Source organism: Salmonella sp. 741265073_HBA (genome assembly GCF_046569105.1).
In the GTDB taxonomy this organism is placed as follows: Bacteria; Pseudomonadota; Gammaproteobacteria; order Enterobacterales; family Enterobacteriaceae; genus Salmonella; species Salmonella enterica.
The window spans coordinates 78,797-93,828 of record NZ_JBKFRY010000012.1 but is presented as its reverse complement, the minus strand read 5'-3'; the positions used below and the strand labels follow the sequence as shown (position 1 = coordinate 93,828).

The following is a 15,032-nucleotide window of genomic DNA, read 5'->3' as shown; positions in this document are numbered from 1 at the left end:
GAACGCGATGTGGGGAGAATTTGAAGTTATGTGAAGTGACGGTGAAGTGTCAACGAGGCCAGCACGCCGCCTTCGGGACGGTTGCACAACGTCACCTCACCGTTGAGCAGCCGCGCCGCCTCGCTGACAAACGCCAGTCCAAGCCCGCTGCTTTTACGCCCGTTTTCGCGGGGCAACGAATAGAATCGGTCGAAAATGCGCGGCAGCGCAAAATCAGGAATACCACAGCCGGAATCCGTCACCTGCAGGATCGCTTTCTCTCCCATCGGCTGAGCGCTTAATGTGATAACGCCATTTTCAGGCGTAAAGTCGATGGCATTGTCCAACACATTGCCCAGCGCCTGCGCCAGAAGCTCCGCGTCGGCGACGACAACCAGCGAGGAAGGCCGTAGAGTAAGCGTGATCTTTTTTGCCGCCAACTGAATACTGCGCGCCTCGCTAAGCTGCGTAAATAGCTCATCAACAGCAACCGGCGCGAGAGGGATATCCTGCCGGTTTTCCAGCCGCGCCTGGCGCAGCAGGGTCTCTACCAGCGCCTGCATTCGCGTATTTTGCGCCAGTATATTCTCTGTAAAGCGGGTAACCACATCCGCGGGCGGTCCTTCACGCAGAATCTCCGCCGCGCCGCGTATCGCCGCCAGCGGACTTTTCAGCTCATGAGTCAACGCATACACGTACTGCTCAATCTCATTCTTGCCTTCCAGCTTAATGCGCATACTCTCCAGCGCCTGCGCCAGTTTACGCAGCTCGCTGCTGCCTAATGCAGGTAACGCAAGCGGGCGGTTTTCGGTGACAGAATCCGCATAGCGCGTCAACCGGGCGATGGAGCGGTTAATCCACCAGACCATCCCCGCGCCAATCGCCAGCGCAATCCCCAGTAAAACGGCGCTGGCCCACAGAATGCGCCGTTCGCTGCGCTTAATCACCGGCGCCATTGCCGCATTCGGTTTGCCGACAGTCAGGACGCCGATAATCCGTCCATCGCTGATTATCGGCGCGGCTACGTACATCACCGTGCTATTGGGATCGGCAGAATCTTTTGCCGTGCTGCGGGCGCCATACTGTCCGCGCAGCGTAAGCCAAACGTCATTCCAGCGAGAATAATCCTGCCCCACCGCTTTGTTTTCCGAATCAAACAACACCTTCCCCTGCGCATCCGTCATGTAGACATGGTATTCATTACGCACTTTGACGATCCCGCTGATATTGGCGCGAAACGGGCGATGTTGCAGTTGGGCGAATGCCTTCGCCAACTGGCCGTCAGTCGGGTTGCCGGAGAGAAGATCGTCGCGGGCCAGCGCCGCCAGCAGCGTTGCGGTGTCAATCAGCGTCCCTTCCGTCGCGCGGCGGACGCCCGGCTTTATCTCCTGAACAAAGATAGACAGCACAAACACGGCGGCGACGGCGACAATAAGAAAGTAGCCCAGTAGCAAACGCATTCCGATGCGCATCAGACGCTCCTCAGGCTGTATCCCATTCCACGATGCGTGTTAATTGGCGAGAGATCCGGGTTGATCGCGCGTAGCTTAGCGCGCAGGGTTTTGATGTGTGTATCGACCGTCCGATCGAAGGTCTCCTGGGCATCAGACCAGACAATATCCATCAATTGCTGGCGCGAGTACACGCGCTCCGGCGACAGCAGCAGGGTTTTAAGGAGCAGAAACTCATAACGCGTCAGCGAGAGCGGCGTACCAAACCAGGCGATCTGCGCCGCCGGTTCATTGAGTTCAAAATGTCCGGTACGCACCACCGACGACGGCGCAGCAAACTTTTTCACCCGGCGCAGCAGCGTGCGAACGCGGGCGCTCACTTCGCGCGGCGAGAACGGCTTGGCGACATAATCATCTGCGCCGATCTCCAGACCAAGCAATCGATCCACTTCATCGCTACGGGCAGTCAGGAAAAGAATCGGCAGCGCAGGATGGCGTTCCAGCAACTGCCGACACAGCTCAAAGCCGCTGATATCCGGTAGTCCCACATCGAGAATCACCGCATCTGGCCGTTGCTGACGCGATTTTTCCAGCGCGGGCAGCCCGCGAGCGAATAGCTCAACGGTAAACCCTTCCAGTTGCAGGGTGTAGATGAGCGTATCGGCGATTCCCTGTTCATCCTCGACTAACCAGACCTGCGGTTGCTGCATACTCTTTCCCTGTTATTGTCGCCACGGCATGACCGGCACCGCGCTGATGGCGTTCTTCGGCGACCCGTCGACCACTTTGTCGGAATAGGCCAGATACGCCAGCGTGTTGCGTTTCTCATCATAGAAACGCACGACCTGCAATGACTTAAATATCAATGAGGTGCGTTTTTTGAAAACCACCTCTCCCTGCGCCTTGCCGTTCTTAATTTTGTCGCTCAGTTCAATAGGCCCGACCTGCTGACAAGAGATGGCGGCGTCAGACGTATCTTCCGCCAGCCCTAATCCGCCTTTTATGCCGCCCGTTTTCGCCCGGCTAACATAGCACGTCACGTTTTTGACATCAGGATCGTCAAAAGCTTCTACCACGATTTTATGGTCAGGACCGAACATTTTAAATACCGTATCGACTGAACCAATTTGTTCCGCGCGGGCGCTCTGCCCCAGCAGCAACAAAATTGAGAAAAGTACTAAGCTCTTGTATTTCATATTGTTACCATTCATAAAAGTTACGTTGCGTAATTATTAGACATTCTAAAATAAAATGGTTATAGATCACAGGATTAGAATAATTACGTGTCACGTTGCCTAAAAAAAGCATTTAAGCTCAAAAAAAACACTGAATGCTAAAAGAACAAAAAATGCTATTATCCTCTTACCTGATATCGGGTGCTCGTTGTTGAAAGGATGGGGATATTTTATGGATCAGGCTGGCATAATTCGCGACCTGTTAATCTGGCTGGAAGGTCATCTGGATCAGCCGCTGTCACTTGACAATGTGGCGGCAAAAGCAGGCTATTCCAAGTGGCACCTGCAGAGAATGTTTAAGGACGTGACGGGCCACGCCATTGGCGCTTACATCCGCGCCCGTCGTTTATCGAAATCAGCAGTGGCGCTGCGTTTGACCGCGCGTCCAATTCTGGATATTGCTCTTCAGTACCGCTTCGATTCTCAGCAAACCTTTACGCGCGCCTTTAAGAAACAGTTTTCCCAGACGCCAGCGCTGTATCGTCGCTCCTCGGAATGGAGCGCCTTTGGCATTCGCCCGCCATTACGGCTGGGCGAGTTTACCGTGCCGGAACATCAGTTCGTTACGCTGGAAGATACGCCGCTCCTTGGCGTCACGCAGAGCTATTCCTGCTCGCTGGAACAGATTTCCGACTTCCGCCACGAAATGCGCGTGCAATTCTGGCATGATTTCCTCGGTCATTCGCCAACTATTCCGCCAGTGCTTTATGGGCTTAATGAAACGCGCCCCAGCATGGAGAAAGACGATGAGCAGGAAGTATTCTATACCACCGCACTGCCGCAAGAGCAGGCCGATGGCTATGTTCAGTCGGCGCATCCTGTGCTGTTGCAGGGCGGTGAATACGTCATGTTCACCTATGAAGGGTTAGGAACCGGCGTGCAGGATTTTATCCTGACCGTTTACGGCACCTGTATGCCAATGCTGAATCTGACCCGTCGTAAAGGACAGGATATAGAGCGATACTACCCGTCAGAAGATACCAAAACCGGCGATCGCCCTATCAACCTGCGCTGCGAATTTCTGATCCCGATTCGCCGTTAACGCTGTAGCTCATCCAATGCAGGGGCGTCCAGATGCGAAACGTCCCCTGCGGTTTCTACCACCCACCCAGACGCCAGCCACTGACTTTCCTGGTAATCGATGCGGGAAATAGAGCAGTTGCGCAAACGTAACCGGCGTTCCGCCCAGGCGGGTAGTCCCAGTATAGTACTGACCAGACAGCCCAACGCGATACCGTGACTGACCAATAAAGGTCGGCTGCCCTGCGGTAGCTCCAGACAGGACGCCAGCGCGGCATGAACGCGATCGCTCAACTCCTGCATCGATTCCCCACCGGGAATGCGGCCATCCTGCGTGCCGTTGACCAGCTGACGACGCCAACCCTCTTCTTCTTCCGTCAGCGAATCGATCTGGCGCTTTTCCAGCACGCCCATATCCAGCTCGCGCAGGCGGGAGTCAAAGGTGATATCACACCCGCACGCCTGGGCGATAATCTCCGCCGTGCGTTTTGTGCGGCCTAAATCGCTGCTGATGATATGGGTGATGCCGAGGCTGCGGGCGCGTTCTCCTACCTGCATGGCCTGCTGCTCGCCTTTTGCTGTCAGGGGACTGTCCGATTGGCCCTGAATACGTCGCTCGGCGTTCCACTGCGTTTCACCGTGGCGAACAAGGTATACCTGTAACATGTTTTTTTTCCGTTATACTGCGATAAATTTTTAAAACTGAGCTTAATTATGCACCAGGTTATCTCTGCGACCACCAATCCTGCCAAAATTCAGGCAATTCTACAGGCATTTGAAGAGATTTTCGGCGAAGGATCGTGCCATATTACGCCCGTCGCCGTCGAGAGCGGCGTACCGGAGCAGCCCTTCGGAAGCGAGGAAACGCGTGCTGGCGCACGAAATCGCGTGGATAATGCGCGACGCCTGCATCCACAAGCTGATTTCTGGGTAGCCATTGAAGCCGGAATTGACGATGACGCCACCTTCAGTTGGGTGGTGATTGATAACGGCGTTCAGCGCGGTGAAGCGCGATCGGCCACGCTGCCGCTGCCCGCCGTCATTCTCGACAGAGTCCGCCAGGGAGAAGCGCTTGGCCCAGTGATGTCGCAGTACACAGGTATTGACGAGATTGGTCGCAAAGAGGGCGCCATTGGCGTATTTACCGCCGGAAAATTAACGCGCTCCAGCGTTTACTACCAGGCGGTGATCCTGGCGTTAAGCCCGTTTCATAACGCGGTGTATCGATAATTATTTGCGCTATGTTGTAGGCCTGATAAGCACAGCGCCATCAGGCATTTCGCGCGATGTTGCCGGATGGCCGCTTCGCCTTATCCGGCCTACGAGAAAATCAGGCGTTTTTCAGCAGTACGTTCTCAAGCCAATGACGCAGTTCAACCGGCGCGGATTTCAGGCTGTTTGATCCGCGCGTGATGGTGGCGATGCCCGCCCCCAGCTCGGTTTTCAACTCGCGCTGGCTCATTTCGCCACGCAGCAACTCCTCAATAATGCGCACGCGCGTTCCCAGCGCTTCACGCTCGTCCGGCGTAAGCATCAGTTGTAATAAAGGCAGATGCAGATCCTCTGCATATGCCTGACGGAGTAACTCCACAAAACGAAGCCACTCCTGATTACGTTGTTCGGCGATAGCCGATGAATAAGGGGAATGCTGGGTCATGTTATACCGCCGTTTGTACTGTTACACGAGTACAAATGATAACATAACCCGTCTGCATTAATACCGTCGCTGCCACTCAGAGTCGCTCATTAAGGCCTCTTTCTGCCCCATAAAGTGGCGATAGTAAGCGTCATAGGCCAGAACGTTTTTCACGTAGCCGCGCGTTTCCGAAAAGGGAATGCTTTCGACAAACGCTACGGCATCGATACGCCCGGCGCTATTGCCAAGCCAGGTGCGCACGCGCCCCGGCCCGGCGTTATACGCCGCCGAGGCGAAAATGCGGTTATTGCCAAACTGCTGATAGACATACTGCAAATAGCTGGTGCCAATGTTGATGTTGGTCTCCGGCTCCAGCAGTTGGCCGGGGCCGCGGTAGTCCGGAATCGAAAACATTTTCACCGTATGGGTGGCCGTGCCCGGCATAATCTGCATTAAGCCGCTGGCCCCTACCGGCGATTTTACTTTCGGGTTCCAGGCGCTCTCCTGGCGGGCAATCGCCATGGCATAGCTTTGTGAGATATCTTTTCCGCGGGTATAGCGGGTAAAAAGATCGTTATACGCCAGTGGAAAACGCTCCTCCAGATGATCCCACAGTTTTCCGGCGATCGTCGCCTGTACGCTCAGATCCCACCAGTGCTGGTTAAACGCATAGCGCGCCAGCTGCGCCTGTTCAGATTTACTACGGCTTTTTACCAGATTCGCCCATTCGCTGCGCGCCGTGTTATCCAGGTTCCAGTACATCAGCTCCCGTACACGCGCCATCTCCGGCCCCTGCGTCAACGCGCTGTTTACGTTGGCGGGCGCTTTATCGATTTTAAGCGTGTACTCTTCGCCTAAACGCTGCGCCGCGACCATCGGATAAAAACCGCGCTTCTGCATTAAAGCATGAAGGATCTCTTTCGCTTCGGCGTCACGACCGCGCTCCAGCAATAAATCCGCCTGCCAGTAACGCCACTCGTCTTTCTCTTTCGCCTCCATCGGCAGGCGGGCAAGCCAGGTATTGAGACCGCGACGATCGCCCATCCCCAGCGCCATACGCACGCGCCGCTCGATAAGCGACGTCGATTGCGAGCGCATAATCGCGTCATCGCGCCATTTCGCCTGCGCATCGGTCACATCGTTGCCCATCAGTCGCCAGGCAACGATATCGCGCAGCGCCTGCGTTTGTTCCTCATTAAGTTTCTGCGCCTGTACCAGCGAGGGGATCATCAGACGCGCATTTTCCGCGTCCTGGCGGGCGACGCTGGCAAACGCGACTTCCGCCATCTGGCGGGTAAAATCGGTGGCGCCGGTGGTGCGTGCGAAGGTCAACACGTTATTAGGGTCATTAGCCAGGGTAATGATCGCTGAGGCGATCGTTTGATATTCCGCCGGCATCTGTCCGGCCAGCACCGTAACCAACCCCGTATTCCCGGCTTTCATCGCCAGCCGAATACGTTCCAGATACGCCAGCGGGTCTTGCTTGCCGGAGGCCCGCCAGACGCTGAAAAGTTTATCGCAGGCATTCGGCTGACTTTTGCCGGTCAGCCAAAGCTCTTTCGCGCCCTGCCAGGCCGCTTCCGTTTGCCCGGTACTCCATTTCGCGTAGTAATAGTTACATTGCGCTTCCGTGGTGCCGGGTTTCTCCGGGCTAAACGCCAGCAAGCCGCGCCAGTCTTCACGACGCGCCAGCTCATTGACGAAGCGTGATTGCAGCGTACGCGCAGGCGGAAGCGTAGGATTGGCGCGCACAAACTGCGTGACGGCAATCGCCGGTTGGTTCATCAAATCGTCGGTGATCTTACGGTATTCCAGATACGGGTAGAGCGGATAATCTTTCAGACCCGGCATCATCTGCTCTACCACATCCATCTGGCGGTTGTCCCAGGCCTGCTTAATCTGCGCATAGCGGTTACGCTGCTCTTCCAATGAGTCGGCCCGCGCGAGGTGACAAAAGGTCAGCAGGCATACGCTGGCGGCGACGAGACGCCAGACAAATGGTTTGGCTCTATCCACAAGCACTTCCTCAATTGTTATCCAATGCAGCATCATGCCGCGTAATGAATTTATGCTAACCAGTCATAGCCATTTGCGCCACGTTACGGACACTTTTTTACTTTTATTGCGAGTGCGATCTGCTGGCTGGGCTTAGGCAGGGAAAAAGGCTACACTTCGCCTTTGAAATCTATTCACCATCACGATAAACATAGAGGCGAAGTCCAACGTGGCTCAATTCGTTTATACCATGCATCGTGTCGGCAAAGTGGTTCCGCCGAAACGTCATATTCTGAAAAACATCTCGCTGAGCTTCTTCCCTGGCGCCAAAATCGGCGTGCTGGGCCTTAACGGCGCCGGTAAGTCCACCCTGCTGCGCATCATGGCGGGTCTCGATAAAGATATCGAGGGCGAAGCGCGCCCGCAGCCCGGCATTAAGATTGGCTACCTGCCGCAGGAACCTCAGCTAAACCCGGAACACACGGTACGCGAGTCGATTGAAGAGGCCGTTTCGGAAGTGGTTAACGCCCTCAAACGTCTGGATGAAGTGTACGCGCTGTATGCCGATCCGGATGCCGACTTCGACAAGCTGGCCGCAGAGCAGGGCCGGCTTGAAGAGATTATCCAGGCGCACGACGGTCATAACCTGAACGTGCAGCTTGAGCGCGCTGCTGACGCTCTGCGTCTGCCGGACTGGGATGCCAAAGTCGAAAAACTGTCCGGCGGCGAGCGCCGTCGCGTGGCGCTGTGCCGTCTGTTGCTGGAAAAGCCGGACATGCTGCTGCTCGACGAACCCACCAACCACCTGGATGCCGAGTCTGTTGCGTGGCTGGAACGTTTCCTGCACGACTTCGAAGGCACCGTCGTGGCGATTACCCACGACCGTTACTTCCTCGATAACGTTGCCGGTTGGATTCTGGAACTTGACCGCGGCGAAGGTATTCCGTGGGAAGGCAACTACTCCTCCTGGCTGGAGCAGAAAGATCAGCGTCTGGCGCAGGAAGCGTCTGCCGAAGCGGCGCGCCGTAAATCCATTGAGAAAGAGCTGGAGTGGGTGCGTCAGGGCGCGAAAGGCCGTCAGTCGAAAGGTAAAGCGCGTCTGGCTCGCTTTGAAGAACTGAACAGCGTTGAGTATCAGAAACGTAACGAAACCAACGAACTGTTTATTCCACCAGGACCGCGTCTGGGCGACAAAGTCATTGAAGTCAGCAACCTGCGTAAATCCTACGGCGACCGCGTACTGATCGACGACCTGAGCTTCTCGGTACCGAAAGGCGCTATCGTCGGGATCATCGGGCCAAACGGCGCGGGTAAATCGACCCTGTTCCGCATGATGTCCGGTCAGGAGCAGCCTGATAGCGGCACCATTACGCTGGGTGAAACCGTCAAGCTGGCCTCGGTCGATCAGTTCCGCGACGCGATGGACAACAGCAAAACCGTCTGGGAAGAAGTGTCCGGCGGGCTGGATATCATGAAGATCGGCAATACCGAAATGCCAAGCCGCGCCTATGTAGGCCGCTTCAACTTCAAAGGCGTCGATCAGGGCAAACGCGTTGGCGAACTGTCCGGCGGTGAGCGCGGTCGTTTGCATCTGGCGAAGCTGCTGCAGGTGGGCGGCAACGTCCTGCTGCTCGACGAACCGACGAACGATCTGGATATCGAAACCCTGCGCGCGCTGGAAAACGCCCTGCTGGAGTTCCCTGGCTGCGCGATGGTTATCTCGCACGACCGTTGGTTCCTTGACCGTATCGCCACCCACATTCTGGATTATCAGGATGAAGGTAAGGTGGAATTCTTCGAAGGTAACTTTACCGAATACGAAGAGTACAAGAAACGCACGCTGGGCGCCGAGGCGCTGGAGCCGAAGCGTATCAAGTACAAGCGTATTGCCAAATAAATGTCTGAATGCCGGGTGGCGCTTGCGCTTACCCGGCCTACAAACCCAGCGATTCCAATACGTTGTGAAACTGTAGGCCTGATAAGACGCGGTAAGCGTCGCATCAGGCATTGGTTCTTATCCCTGCTCGCCCATCATCTCTTTCACCAGTTCCACACAGCGCAAAAAGCGGCCATCGTAGTCAGCCTCTTTAACGTGAACGAACTCAATGTTGTTTTCTTTCAGCATCTCGACCAATAGGCTCTGGAACGCTTTACGATCCACTGAACTGCCCAGGCTTCGCAGTCCGTCAGCTACCCACGGCGTATTATTCTCCAGCAAAATCACCAGGTCGAAGCGATACTCGTCGATCAGCGCCTGGACAAAGGGATGCTCGCGCCCTTCGTATTTTTTGCAAAATGCCTGGGTGGTGACGAAATCGGTATCGATAAACGCCACTTTATTCGCATATTTCACTGCGAAATCAATATATTGCGCATGGCCCAGCGCAATTTTATCGTAGTCGGAATACTGTAACGCCATCTCATCGCCGCCCAGATGCGAAAAGACATAGTCGCGGCCATATTCCCAGGCGCTGGTGGTATTAAAAATATTGGCGAGCTTATTGACCAGCGTAGACTTGCCGCTTGATTCCCCGCCCAGAATCGCGACGGTACGCACGAAAAACGGCTTCACTTCGGTAGGAATATATTCCCAGTAACGAAACGGATTTTCGCGGATTTGCGCTCCGCTGATATTCATAAACGTGCGTTCAGGATCGACCAGCACCGTCTCAATCCCTAAATGCTCAAGATACTGCGGCGCATCAGCCTCTTCGGAAGTGTAGATCCAGCTCGGCTGTATTCCCTTCTCTGCCATAAACGCTTTAATGCCGTTGCTCCAGACGTCCCAGCCATGCGGATAAGGCTCCATCCCCTCTTCATTAAAGGCGTGGATGCGAATATTTTTTTGGTATTTGAAGGTTTGCAATAACCAGCGCAGGCGATCCGACACGGTGGGCTGCTGCGACATGGCGCTATCCTCAAACAGCCCGCGGTCGCGCGTATCGTCATATCCCATAATGATGTGCAACTCATCTACCTGGCTACAGGCGCGCTGGATCAAGTAGATGTGTCCGGTATGCAATGGATAAAATTTACCGAACACCACGCCAATGTTTTTCTGTCGGCGGGGAAACTCCAGCCCGAGAAAACGGTGTAGCGCCTCCAGTTTTTGCGCGCTGGGGCTTTTGATTTTGGCGTTAAGTAACTGACTCAGATACCCCTTGGTCATACCGCTGGCGTCAGCCACCTGTTGCAGTGTGCAACCTTGCTGCTTAATCGCGGTTTTGAGATAGTCGAACGATGACACAAGAGCCTCCTGCTGGAAAAATCGCATAACACTGCCTGATGGCGCTTCGCTTATCAGGCCTACAACATCAATCCGTATCAATCCGTAGGCCGGATAAGACGCATTGCATCGCCATCCGGCAAATTATACAACATCACTACATACAGAGAATTATAAGTCGTCAAACACGCTTAACGCATCTGCGAGCTTTTTAACACCGAACACCTGCATTCCTTCCGGCGGCTTTTTCGGTACGTTGGCGGCAGGCACAATCGCCCGACGAAAACCGTGTTTCGCCGCCTCGGAAATACGCTCCTGCCCGCTCGGCACCGGACGAATCTCGCCTGCCAGCCCCACTTCGCCAAACACCACCAGATCCTGCGGCAACGGCCTGTCACGCAGGCTGGAGACCATCGCCAGCAGTAAAGCCAGATCCGCGCTGGTTTCGGTGACTTTCACGCCGCCGACCACGTTGACGAAGACGTCCTGATCCGACATTTGCAGACCGCCGTGTCGGTGCAGCACCGCCAGCAGGATTGCCAGACGGTTTTGTTCCAGACCAACCGCCACGCGTCTGGGGTTCGCCATCATCGAGTGATCGACCAGCGCCTGAATCTCCACCAGCAACGGTCGCGTACCTTCCCAGACGACCATCACTGAACTACCGGAAGTGACCTCATCGCCGCGGCTTAAAAAGATGGCGGACGGATTGCTCACTTCGCGCAACCCCTGTTCGGTCATGGCGAAGACGCCCAGCTCATTGACTGCGCCAAAGCGGTTTTTGTGGCTGCGCAGCGTGCGGAAACGAGAATCGGCGTCGCCGTCGAGCAATACTGAGCAATCGATACAGTGTTCCAGCACTTTCGGCCCCGCCAGCGACCCGTCTTTGGTGACGTGGCCGACCATCACGATCGCCACGCCGCGCGTTTTGGCGAAGCGCGTCAGGTAGGCTGCCGTTTCGCGGACCTGGGCGACGCTGCCTGGCGACGACTGGATGTCCGCCATATGCATCACCTGTATGGAGTCGATCACCATCAGTTTCGGCTGTTCTTCTTCGGCAATCAGGCAAATTTGTTCGATGCTGGTTTCCGACAGCATATTCAGATTCGCCGTCGGCAGGCCAAGCCGATGCGCGCGCATCGCCACCTGCTGTAGCGACTCTTCGCCGGTGACGTACAGTGTTTTCATCTGCTCGGCGAGCTTGCACAGCGTTTGCAGCAGCAACGTTGATTTGCCCGCGCCGGGGTTACCGCCAATCAAAATGGCGCTGCCGGGTACCACCCCGCCGCCCAGCACGCGGTCAAACTCTTTAAAACCGGTAGAAAAGCGCGGCAGTTCCTCAAGACTGATGTCAGACAGTTTCTGCACTTTTGATACGCCCGCACTGCCGGCGTATCCGCTCAGACGTTCGTTACGCGCCACCGTCGGCGACGCGGCAAGGCGCACCTCGGTAATGGTGTTCCAGGCATGGCAGGCGCTGCATTGCCCCTGCCAGCGCGGGTAATCGGCCCCGCATTCATTACAAACAAAGGCGCGTTTGGGAGCTTTTGCCACGTTTTACCTCTTTCGTTAACGCTGTTGCCGGATGGCGCTGGCGCTTATCCGGCCTACGGTCGCCTTGCCATTGGGCAGGTTAATCATTTCTGGTTCATGCTGCCGGAGAGAATGCAAAACACGCCCATCAGGTCAGCGTGGCGGATCGTAATCTCCGTCTTTTCGTTTACTTTTGGCTTGGCATGGAAGGCAATACCTAACCCTGCCGCTTTGATCATTGGCAGATCGTTAGCGCCGTCGCCAATCGCCACCGTCTGCGCCAGCGGGATGTCATGCTCTTGCGCCAGACGAAGCAAGGTATTGGCTTTATACTCAGCATCCACAATATCGCCGATAACGTGGCCGGTAAATTTACCGTCCATGATCTCCAGCTCATTGGCGACCGCCGCCGTCAGGCGTAGCTGGTCACGCAGATAGTCGGCGAAGAAAGTGAAGCCGCCGGAGGCGATAGCGATTTTCCAGCCAAGCGCTTCCAGTTTTAGCACCAACTGCGTTAATCCTGGCATTAGCGGCAGATTCCCGCGCACCTGGCGCAAAATATCGGCATCCGCGCCTTTCAGCGTCGCCACGCGGCTGCGCAGGCTGGCGGTAAAATCAAGCTCGCCGCGCATCGCGCGCTCCGTCACTTCAGCCACCTTCTCACCGGTACCGGCCAGCTTCGCGATTTCATCGATACACTCAATTTGGATCGCCGTGGAATCCATATCCATCACCAGCAGCCCCGGCGTGCGCAGATGCGGAATTTTACCCAGCGGCGCGACATCCAGCTGCGCCTCATGCGCCAGCCGCGTCGCACGCGGCGTCAGCGACCCCGCCAGACGAATGACCTGATAATCCTCCACGCACCAGGCGGCGACAATCACCATTGCGGCGCCCAGTTTGGTCTGATATTGAGTTAAACGCTGCTTATCCAGCCCGCGCCCATACAGCAGCCAACCGCTGCGGCCTGCATGGTAATCCAGAGGCATCACCTCGTCGCCGCTTAAAGAAAGAGGCAAACCAGGCCATAAAGAGACATCTTCAGGCAGATCGCACCAGGTAATGTTAGGCATTAAAGCTCCTGTAAATCGTTCAGGCCGGTAACCGCCCCGCGGAAAATAACGCATGAGGCTACCTTGTAACCATCGCTTCTGGCAACATTAAGCCTCAAATTTTCAGCAGGTGGAATATGGCTCGCGCAAAACTGAAATTTCGGCTGCATCGTGCAGTCATTGTATTGTTCTGTCTCACACTGCTCGTCGCGCTCATGCAGGGCGCGTCCTGGTTTAGTCAAAACCACCAGCGACAGCGCAACCCGCAGCTGGAAGAGCTGGCCCGCACGCTGGCGCGCCAGGTGACGCTCAACATCGCCCCGCTGATGCGCAGCGAAACACCGGATGAAAATCGCATCAACGCCGTGCTGCGTCAGCTCACGCAAGAGAGCCGTATTCTGGATGCCGGCGTCTATGATGAACAAGGCGATCTTATTACTCGCGCTGGCGAAAGCGTCAACGTGCGCGACAGGCTGGCGCTGGATGGCAAAAAAGCGGGCAGCTATTTTAACCAACAAATTGTCGAGCCTATCCAGGGGAAAAACGGCCCATTGGGCTACCTGCGTCTGACGCTGGATACCCACACGCTGGCCACCGAAGCAAAGCAGGTCGATAACACCACCAACATTCTACGCCTGATGCTACTACTCTCGCTGGCGATAGGCGTGGTGCTGACGCGCACCTTGCTACAAGGTAAACGCACCCGCTGGCAGCAGTCCCCCTTCCTGTTAACGGCCAGCAAGCCTGTTCCGGAAGAGGAAGAGCGTGAGGAAAAAGAGTAAAATGACGGCTTAATAAAGGTAAGGAAAACCACCATGACAACATTACGCCTGCTTATTTCTGACTCTTATGACCCCTGGTTTAACCTGGCGGTCGAGGAGTGCATTTTCCGCCAGATGCCCGCCACCCAGCGTGTGCTGTTCCTGTGGCGCAACGCGGATACGGTGGTCATTGGACGCGCGCAAAACCCGTGGAAAGAGTGTAATACGCGGCGTATGGAAGAAGATAATGTCCGTCTGGCCCGCCGTAGCAGCGGCGGCGGCGCGGTATTCCATGACCTCGGTAATACCTGCTTTACCTTTATGGCCGGTAAACCGGAATACGATAAAACCATCTCCACCCATATTGTGCTCGCGGCGCTGAATTCGCTGGGCGTCATGGCCGATGCTTCGGGACGCAACGATCTGGTCGTAAAAACGCCGGACGGCGATCGCAAAGTCTCCGGTTCAGCCTATCGCGAAACCAAAGATCGCGGCTTCCATCACGGTACGCTGCTGTTGAACGCCGACCTCAGCCGTCTGGCGAACTATCTGAATCCCGATAAAAAGAAACTTGCGGCGAAAGGGATTACCTCCGTTCGCTCCCGCGTGGCCAATCTTACCGAGCTATTACCGGGTATCACCCATGAACAGGTCTGCCAGGCGGTCACGGAAGCCTTTTTCGCCCATTACGGCGAACGCGTCGACGCGGAAGTGATTTCACCGGATAAAACGCCGGATCTGCCCAACTTCGCCGAAACCTTTGCCCGACAAAGTAGTTGGGAGTGGAATTTCGGCCAGGCACCGGCGTTCAGCCATCTGCTGGACGAACGTTTCACCTGGGGCGGCGTCGAGCTGCATTTTGACGTCGAGAAAGGTGTGATTACCCGTGCGCAGGTGTTTACCGATAGCCTGAACCCGGCACCGCTGGAAGCGCTGGCGGGGCGGCTGCACGGCTGTTTGTACCGCGCGGATAAACTACAGGAAACGTGCGAAGCGCTGATAGCGACGTTTCCGGAACAGGAGAGTGAGTTGCGGGAACTGGCGAATTGGGTCGCAGGGGCCGTGCGTTAAAGAATTGCCGGATGGCAGCTACGCCTTATCCGGCCTACAAATGAGTGCTTTCTGTAGGCCGGATAAGCAACGC

Annotated in this window: 14 protein-coding genes; 5 read left to right on the top strand and 9 right to left on the bottom strand. The window is 55.8% G+C overall.

Annotated elements, in window-relative coordinates:
* Positions 1-26 precede the first annotated feature (26 nt).
* Genes creC through creA form a run of 3 tightly spaced genes read right to left on the bottom strand, consistent with a single transcriptional unit; the run spans position 27 to position 2,626 of the window.
* Positions 27-1,451 (bottom strand): two-component system sensor histidine kinase CreC, encoded by a 1,425-nt coding sequence (creC, locus tag ACLD3P_RS16410; RefSeq protein ID WP_001219537.1) that lies wholly within the window; start codon positions 1,449-1,451, stop codon positions 27-29.
* Positions 1,451-2,140: a two-component system response regulator CreB gene (gene creB, locus ACLD3P_RS16405; RefSeq protein WP_411006505.1), complete on the bottom strand. Its 690-nt coding sequence runs from the start codon at positions 2,138-2,140 to the stop codon at positions 1,451-1,453. Before creB ends, creC begins: the two co-directional genes overlap by 1 nt.
* Positions 2,141-2,152: 12 nt before the next feature.
* Positions 2,153-2,626 carry a protein CreA gene (gene creA / locus ACLD3P_RS16400; RefSeq protein WP_000875811.1) on the bottom strand — a complete coding sequence of 158 codons (474 nt, stop codon included), beginning with the start codon at positions 2,624-2,626 and terminating at the stop codon, positions 2,153-2,155.
* A 211-nt stretch (positions 2,627-2,837) separates the two neighbouring features.
* On the opposite strand from creA, the gene robA reads away from it, so the two are divergent.
* On the top strand, positions 2,838-3,707 hold the full coding sequence (robA, locus tag ACLD3P_RS16395) for an MDR efflux pump AcrAB transcriptional activator RobA (protein ID WP_000371685.1): 870 nt from the start codon (positions 2,838-2,840) through the stop codon (positions 3,705-3,707).
* Here the strand turns inward: robA and gpmB are convergent.
* Positions 3,704-4,351, bottom strand: coding sequence for a 2,3-diphosphoglycerate-dependent phosphoglycerate mutase GpmB (gene gpmB / locus ACLD3P_RS16390; RefSeq protein ID WP_000942363.1), 648 nt, complete (start codon positions 4,349-4,351; stop codon positions 3,704-3,706). The genes robA and gpmB overlap by 4 nt on opposite strands.
* 48 nt (positions 4,352-4,399) lie before the next feature.
* On the opposite strand from gpmB, the gene yjjX reads away from it, so the two are divergent.
* Positions 4,400-4,915: an inosine/xanthosine triphosphatase gene (gene yjjX / locus ACLD3P_RS16385; protein WP_000554311.1), complete on the top strand. Its 516-nt coding sequence runs from the start codon at positions 4,400-4,402 to the stop codon at positions 4,913-4,915.
* Positions 4,916-5,015: 100 nt separating this feature from the next.
* Here yjjX and trpR read toward each other — a convergent pair whose 3' ends face one another.
* Both trpR and sltY read right to left on the bottom strand, forming a co-directional pair.
* Complete coding sequence (gene trpR, locus ACLD3P_RS16380; protein WP_000192003.1) at positions 5,016-5,342, bottom strand: trp operon repressor; 327 nt, start codon at positions 5,340-5,342, stop codon at positions 5,016-5,018.
* A 57-nt stretch (positions 5,343-5,399) separates the two neighbouring features.
* Positions 5,400-7,370 (bottom strand): murein transglycosylase, encoded by a 1,971-nt coding sequence (gene sltY, locus ACLD3P_RS16375; RefSeq protein ID WP_205600538.1) that lies wholly within the window; start codon positions 7,368-7,370, stop codon positions 5,400-5,402.
* Between the two features lie 175 nt (positions 7,371-7,545).
* Between sltY and ettA the strand changes: the two genes are divergently transcribed.
* Positions 7,546-9,213: an energy-dependent translational throttle protein EttA gene (gene ettA / locus ACLD3P_RS16370; protein ID WP_000046770.1), complete on the top strand. Its 1,668-nt coding sequence runs from the start codon at positions 7,546-7,548 to the stop codon at positions 9,211-9,213.
* Between the two features lie 117 nt (positions 9,214-9,330).
* On the opposite strand, the gene nadR is transcribed toward ettA, so the two are convergent.
* The 3 genes from nadR to serB all read right to left on the bottom strand — a co-directional run bounded on the left by nadR (position 9,331) and on the right by serB (position 13,148).
* Entirely contained in the window at positions 9,331-10,563 is a 1,233-nt protein-coding gene (gene nadR, locus ACLD3P_RS16365) for a multifunctional transcriptional regulator/nicotinamide-nucleotide adenylyltransferase/ribosylnicotinamide kinase NadR (RefSeq protein ID WP_001519486.1), read from the bottom strand.
* 150 nt (positions 10,564-10,713) lie between these two features.
* Positions 10,714-12,096 (bottom strand): DNA repair protein RadA, encoded by a 1,383-nt coding sequence (radA, locus tag ACLD3P_RS16360; protein WP_001029710.1) that lies wholly within the window; start codon positions 12,094-12,096, stop codon positions 10,714-10,716.
* A gap of 83 nt (positions 12,097-12,179) precedes the next feature.
* Positions 12,180-13,148 carry a phosphoserine phosphatase gene (gene serB / locus ACLD3P_RS16355; protein WP_001132983.1) on the bottom strand — a complete coding sequence of 323 codons (969 nt, stop codon included), beginning with the start codon at positions 13,146-13,148 and terminating at the stop codon, positions 12,180-12,182.
* A gap of 116 nt (positions 13,149-13,264) precedes the next feature.
* Between serB and ACLD3P_RS16350 the strand changes: the two genes are divergently transcribed.
* Both ACLD3P_RS16350 and lplA read left to right on the top strand, forming a co-directional pair.
* Positions 13,265-13,909, top strand: coding sequence for a YtjB family periplasmic protein (locus tag ACLD3P_RS16350; RefSeq protein ID WP_000090067.1), 645 nt, complete (start codon positions 13,265-13,267; stop codon positions 13,907-13,909).
* A gap of 33 nt (positions 13,910-13,942) precedes the next feature.
* Positions 13,943-14,959, top strand: a complete 1,017-nt coding sequence (gene lplA / locus ACLD3P_RS16345; RefSeq protein ID WP_131046637.1) for a lipoate--protein ligase LplA — start codon at positions 13,943-13,945, stop codon at positions 14,957-14,959.
* Positions 14,960-15,032 lie beyond the last annotated feature (73 nt).

Bases quoted from the DNA above. Each gene is read 5' to 3' on its own strand.
- gpmB (WP_000942363.1), bottom strand. From the start codon at position 4,351: ATGTTACAGGTATACCTTGTTCGCCACGGTGAAACGCAGTGGAACGCC.
- yjjX (WP_000554311.1), top strand. From the start codon at position 4,400: ATGCACCAGGTTATCTCTGCGACCACCAATCCTGCCAAAATTCAGGCA.
- ACLD3P_RS16350 (WP_000090067.1), top strand. From the start codon at position 13,265: ATGGCTCGCGCAAAACTGAAATTTCGGCTGCATCGTGCAGTCATTGTA.
- sltY (WP_205600538.1), bottom strand. From the start codon at position 7,370: ATGCTGCATTGGATAACAATTGAGGAAGTGCTTGTGGATAGAGCCAAA.
- lplA (WP_131046637.1), top strand. From the start codon at position 13,943: ATGACAACATTACGCCTGCTTATTTCTGACTCTTATGACCCCTGGTTT.
- robA (WP_000371685.1), top strand. From the start codon at position 2,838: ATGGATCAGGCTGGCATAATTCGCGACCTGTTAATCTGGCTGGAAGGT.
- trpR (WP_000192003.1), bottom strand. From the start codon at position 5,342: ATGACCCAGCATTCCCCTTATTCATCGGCTATCGCCGAACAACGTAAT.
- creB (WP_411006505.1), bottom strand. From the start codon at position 2,140: ATGCAGCAACCGCAGGTCTGGTTAGTCGAGGATGAACAGGGAATCGCC.
- creC (WP_001219537.1), bottom strand. From the start codon at position 1,451: ATGCGCATCGGAATGCGTTTGCTACTGGGCTACTTTCTTATTGTCGCC.
- serB (WP_001132983.1), bottom strand. From the start codon at position 13,148: ATGCCTAACATTACCTGGTGCGATCTGCCTGAAGATGTCTCTTTATGG.
- creA (WP_000875811.1), bottom strand. From the start codon at position 2,626: ATGAAATACAAGAGCTTAGTACTTTTCTCAATTTTGTTGCTGCTGGGG.